Source organism: Mesorhizobium sp. M7A.F.Ca.US.007.01.2.1 (assembly GCF_003998165.1).
In the GTDB taxonomy this organism is placed as follows: domain Bacteria; phylum Pseudomonadota; class Alphaproteobacteria; order Rhizobiales; family Rhizobiaceae; genus Mesorhizobium; species Mesorhizobium ciceri.
Genome location: NZ_RZQP01000347.1, coordinates 1 through 4,474, shown reverse-complemented (window position 1 = coordinate 4,474; position 4,474 = coordinate 1). Strand labels below are relative to the sequence as shown.

The 4,474-nt window shown below is 60.0% G+C and carries 6 protein-coding genes; 2 read left to right on the top strand and 4 right to left on the bottom strand.

All coding sequences use genetic code 11. The annotated features are described in order from the left end of the window. Positions 1-64: 64 nt before the first annotated feature. The 3 genes from EN949_RS33200 to EN949_RS33190 all read right to left on the bottom strand — a co-directional run bounded on the left by EN949_RS33200 (position 65) and on the right by EN949_RS33190 (position 2,334). Positions 65-673 (bottom strand): transglutaminase-like cysteine peptidase, encoded by a 609-nt coding sequence (locus EN949_RS33200; protein WP_127371924.1) that lies wholly within the window; start codon positions 671-673, stop codon positions 65-67. Positions 674-900: 227 nt separating this feature from the next. Continuing rightward, the gene (locus EN949_RS33195) at positions 901-1,518 is read right to left on the bottom strand and encodes a PilZ domain-containing protein (protein ID WP_127367722.1); all 618 of its coding nucleotides are present in this window, start codon (positions 1,516-1,518) and stop codon (positions 901-903) included. A gap of 183 nt (positions 1,519-1,701) precedes the next feature. Beyond that, entirely contained in the window at positions 1,702-2,334 is a 633-nt protein-coding gene (locus EN949_RS33190) for a PAS domain-containing protein (RefSeq protein ID WP_127369850.1), read from the bottom strand. 388 nt (positions 2,335-2,722) lie between these two features. Between EN949_RS33190 and EN949_RS33185 the strand changes: the two genes are divergently transcribed. Further along, a complete protein-coding gene (locus EN949_RS33185; protein ID WP_013531343.1) occupies positions 2,723-3,481 on the top strand; it encodes a rhomboid family intramembrane serine protease in 759 nt (252 codons plus the stop codon). 87 nt (positions 3,482-3,568) lie between these two features. Continuing rightward, on the top strand, positions 3,569-4,000 hold the full coding sequence (locus tag EN949_RS33180; RefSeq protein WP_013531344.1) for a CBS domain-containing protein: 432 nt from the start codon (positions 3,569-3,571) through the stop codon (positions 3,998-4,000). 47 nt (positions 4,001-4,047) lie between these two features. Here EN949_RS33180 and EN949_RS33175 read toward each other — a convergent pair whose 3' ends face one another. Beyond that, on the bottom strand, positions 4,048-4,293 hold the full coding sequence (locus EN949_RS33175; protein ID WP_164755391.1) for a YjhX family toxin: 246 nt from the start codon (positions 4,291-4,293) through the stop codon (positions 4,048-4,050). Between the last annotated feature and the right edge of the window lie 181 nt (positions 4,294-4,474).

Below are 4,474 nucleotides of genomic sequence, written 5' to 3'. Positions count from 1 at the left end.
GTGGGGACTCGACCGGGTTTCTCCTGAAGCGCCTCGCATTCACGCGGCGCGCTTGAGCTCTGTTTTAGCGGACGCTGGCGACCGCGTCGGAGCGGCCGTCATTGATCGTCACCCAAACGCCGGAATTCTGGTCCGACTGGCGCTTGAGATAGGTGTAGTCGGTGTCCGTCCAGGACAGGACCTTGGTCTCAAGATTGTCGAGGATGAATTCTCCGAGGCTGGTGCGCACGGTCAGCACCGCGTGGCCGTCGCCATTCGGCTGGCGCGCCACCGTCATCAGCAGATTGCCGGCGGGGACGCCCGCATCCATCAACTCGCGGCGCTTTTCCAGCGCGTAATCCTCGCAATCGCCATAGCCATTGGCCGGATAGGCCCAATATTCCTCGACACCGTAGTTTCCCATGTCGGTGCGCGGCTTGATGCGGGTGTTGACCGAATTGTTGATGTTGACTATCGTCGCCCACAGCTTGCGGGTCAGTTCGACCGGCGCACCCCTGGGGGTCCGTTCGCTGCATTCGCCGGGAATGCGCTGGCAGAACTCATAGTGACCAACAGGCTGGGTGGTGCGTCCACCGGTGTGCATATAGGCCGGTCCCGCGGCATATGCTGATCCCCAAGCGGAAAGCTGCATCGCCATTGCCGCCAGCAACAGCTTGCCCCTCGTTTTCTTCATTGTTGTAGTCTCCCCGTTCGAAGGAGACATTGCCACGTGTGGATTTATTTGACGCAAAAGCGCGAAGTAGATATTGAGTAAAACTCCAATAGAATAAACGTAAAATTTGAATCATTTGAGTATTAATTCGTTTGGATCTGAAGGCTCCCCACCTCGGGCGCGGAGCGCTCCCAGAAACAAAAAACCGGCCGCAAGGGCCGGTCCTGGAATGTTGCTGTCGGGCCTGCTCAGGCGCGTGACGTGTTGAATTCGGAATCAAGCGTTTCGGGACGCTGGATCACAGCGAATTCGATGGCGACGCCGTCCTCGAAATGACGCACGACCTGCCCGCGCATGGTGCCAAGCATGACCTGGATGCCGATCGCCGGTTTGACGTCGATTTCGACAGCGGCGCCGGAGAGCGAAAGGTCGATGATGCGGCACTGGTACTGGCGGCCGTCGGTGAGCTGCAGCACGCTTGTCGGATTGCGCGGTGCGACGCGCTCGTGGCGGCGATCTTCCGGCAGGTCGAGTTCATGCTTGTTGGCCAGCCAGGTCAATTGCGCGGCCAGCTTGTCCTTCTTGCGATCCGACGCAATGACGGTCATCGCGAAACCGTCCTGCAGGGTGCGTGTGACGACGCCTTCGATGCGGCCGATATGATCGATGTAGGCGATGATTTTTTCGCCGGGCATGCCGATGCGGTCGGTGCGAAACGCAACATTGCCCGGTGACATGTCGACGACCTGGCAGGGATGTTCGGTGCGGTCTTCCAGCATGAAGCGTCCGTAAATTTTAACCCGGACGCGCTGAAAGTTTCGCCTTTCAGCTTGGGACGGCGCATAGTCGACCGCCGCTGACCTCATGACTGCCTACACCCCGTTTGGCATCCCGCGCGCCGATGCGAGGAACTTCATCACAGAAGTACAACAAAGCGGGTTAACAAAGGGGAAAAGCGGGCGCTCCAGCGTTTTCCTTTTTGCAGGCCGTGGTGCCAAAACCGCCGCGCAGTTTTGGGCGACGTGCATCAGGTCTCAAAAAACAGCGGACTATTCCTCGCGCCCGCCATCGAAGACGACGAGATGACGGATGCGACGCACCCGGCCGAGCGCCGAGATCGTCTCGGGTGCCCCAAGTTCTTCGGGAACAAGCGAGGGAACATCGATCGCCGGGCGATTGTTCAGAAGCTCCTTCTCCGGATCTATGACGCGGATTGAATCGATCAACGCATCGGTGATCGGATCGGCACCCAGCCAGAAGGGTTTCTCCACGGCGCTGATGACGCCCAGGCAGCGCGGATTTTCGACGCCGCCGTCCAGCGGCAGGGCAAGCAGTTCGAACTTATTGGAGCGCCCGTTGCGGCTGAAGCCCTCATAGCTGATGAGCACGACCGATTTCTGCTCGAACACGCCATGGATCAGGCGCGAGACGAGCCGCTGGTCCTTCTCGCGCCACAGCGATGGAAAGGAAAATCCCTTGAGCTCGCGGCCGTAGCAGGCGCAAAGCCTCGTGCCGGCCAGCCGGAATACGGCCTGTCCGCGCGTGTCACGTTCCAGGATAAAGGTGTCGGCCAGCAGCGACTTGATGTCGGCCGGTTCGACCTCCGAACGCTTCGGGGCGGGGCGTCCATCACGCAGGCGGTTCCAATATTGGAACAGCGTGATCGATCCATTCTGGTTCATGCTATGCTGCTCCGCGCAATCTGTCGTCTGATGTCCCATCGGTGAACAGAAGGGCGCCCTCCGAGGACCTACATGCGTTGCGGAGCAGGAAGCGTGCCAGCGTCGTTAACACTTGTTCACGGGTCGGGGCCGTTAAGGTTAACAAGTGGTTTACGTTGCGTCTGAGCGAGCCCCGTGGCACACAAAAACCACTCCAGAAGCGGTCGTTTCGCGACGATCGGCAGCACTTCAGTCAGAGTTTTAGGGGAGCAGGGGGCTCGACCGGCCGTTCAAGGGAAACCTTGAACGGCTTCTTTTTTGATTCGCGCCAGATGATTCGCGGTTTGCTGTTCGGTCCGCGTTAATCTAGATGCTCGAACCTGGAATCCCGCAGTGAGTGCAATTTCAAATGAGTGAACCGGTAATTCCCTCGGAAGCCGACCCGGTCGAGGGCGCGCCCGAGCCGCGGCGCGAGCCGGTGTTCAACCTGCCGCCCGTCGTGCTGGCGGTGATCGGCATCTGCGTCGTCGTCTATCTGTTGCAGCAATATGTGTTGAGCGAATCCCAGCAGATGACATTGCTGTATGACGGGGCCTTCATCCCCGTTCTCTACACCGGGCAATACGGCTTCGACTGGTTCCTGTTTTCGCGGCCCTTCACCTACGCGTTCATGCATGGCGGCTTTGCCCATATCGCCATCAACATGGTGTGGCTCGCCGCGTTTGGTTCACCATTGGCAAACCGTCTGGGAACGCTGTGGTTCGCGCTGTTCTTTGCCGCAACCGGGCTGGCTTCGGTCGCGCTTTTCTGGGCACTGCATCCTTACGGTGAGGCGCCGCTGGTCGGGGCTTCCGGTGCGATATCAGGCATGATGGGGGCTGCGGCGCGTTTTGGCTTCCGCACCGATCGTTCGGCCGGCAAGGCCGCCTTCGCCGGCCCGGTGCTGCCGATCGCATTCGTGTTGCGCTTGCGCGGTGTCGTGATTTTCCTTGCCATGTGGATGGTCATCAATCTCGCCACCGGCCTGCTCGGTTTTGCCCCGGGGGTAGACGGCCAGATCGCCTGGGAGGCCCATATTGGCGGCTTTGTCGCCGGCTTCTTCGGCCTGCGCTGGTTCGACAGGCGATGGCAGGCGCCCGAATGGGAGACGGCCGACCACCACACTTGAAATGCAACCGATCACGGCGCACGATGTTCACTCTTACGTGAAGGCCGGTCAGGGCAGGAACCGGCAGGCAAAGCAGAGGAGGACGCCATGACGGTTAAGGCAATTCTCGAGAGAAAAGGCCATGACGTGTTGACGCTCGGGCCGAACGAAAAGCTTAGCGAAGCCATCCGTATCCTGGCAGAGCACAAGATCGGGGCGCTGGTCATCACCAATGGCGATCGCAAGATCGTCGGCATCCTGTCAGAGCGCGATATCGTCCGGGTTGTCGCCCGCGAAGGTGGAGCCGCGCTCGATATCCCCGTGCGTTCGGCGATGACGCCGAAAGTGAAGATCTGCAACGAAAACCACACCGTCAACGAGGTGATGGAGATCATGACCCGAGGCCGCTTCCGCCATCTGCCGGTGGAAAAGGACGGCATGCTCGATGGCATCGTGTCCATTGGCGACGTGGTCAAGCGCCGCATCGAGGATGTCGAGCGCGAGGCCGACGAGATCAGAGCCTACATCGCCACCGCCTGAGCGGTGAGGCGAACCGCCGGCCGGAGAACCGACCGGCGGAGCCGTGGTTACCTGTTGTCGAGTTCGGAGCGGACGAGTGCGAGCCCGCGCCGGGTGATGCGGTAGGGTCCACCGTCAGACGAAGAAACAGCCTTCTTCCGCTTCAGTTTTCGAAACAGCTCGAGATCGACGCCCGGATAATGCCAGCCGTCGCGGGTCAGGCATTTGACGGAGGCGATCCGTTTCTTCTCGTTCTTTTCGATTTCAATGCGTCCGCCCTGCGCGAGCAGGTGCAGGATGCACTGTTTCCACAGCGCCGCGCGTCCTCTTGGACGCGCAAAGGACGCTGTGGCACTTATGATTTGGCGCATGATCCTTTCCGAAAATCGATACCGATTTTCGGGGTCATGCGCTGCGCGAAATATCCATGTGAGAGTTTTCCGGGAAAACAAAAAATGCCGCCGCCGCGAAGCTTCGCGGCACGGGGTTTCAGGT

Bases quoted from the DNA above. Each gene is read 5' to 3' on its own strand.
- EN949_RS33200 (WP_127371924.1), bottom strand. From the start codon at position 673: ATGAAGAAAACGAGGGGCAAGCTGTTGCTGGCGGCAATGGCGATGCAG.
- EN949_RS33195 (WP_127367722.1), bottom strand. From the start codon at position 1,518: ATGAGGTCAGCGGCGGTCGACTATGCGCCGTCCCAAGCTGAAAGGCGA.
- EN949_RS33190 (WP_127369850.1), bottom strand. From the start codon at position 2,334: ATGAACCAGAATGGATCGATCACGCTGTTCCAATATTGGAACCGCCTG.
- EN949_RS33185 (WP_013531343.1), top strand. From the start codon at position 2,723: ATGAGTGAACCGGTAATTCCCTCGGAAGCCGACCCGGTCGAGGGCGCG.
- EN949_RS33180 (WP_013531344.1), top strand. From the start codon at position 3,569: ATGACGGTTAAGGCAATTCTCGAGAGAAAAGGCCATGACGTGTTGACG.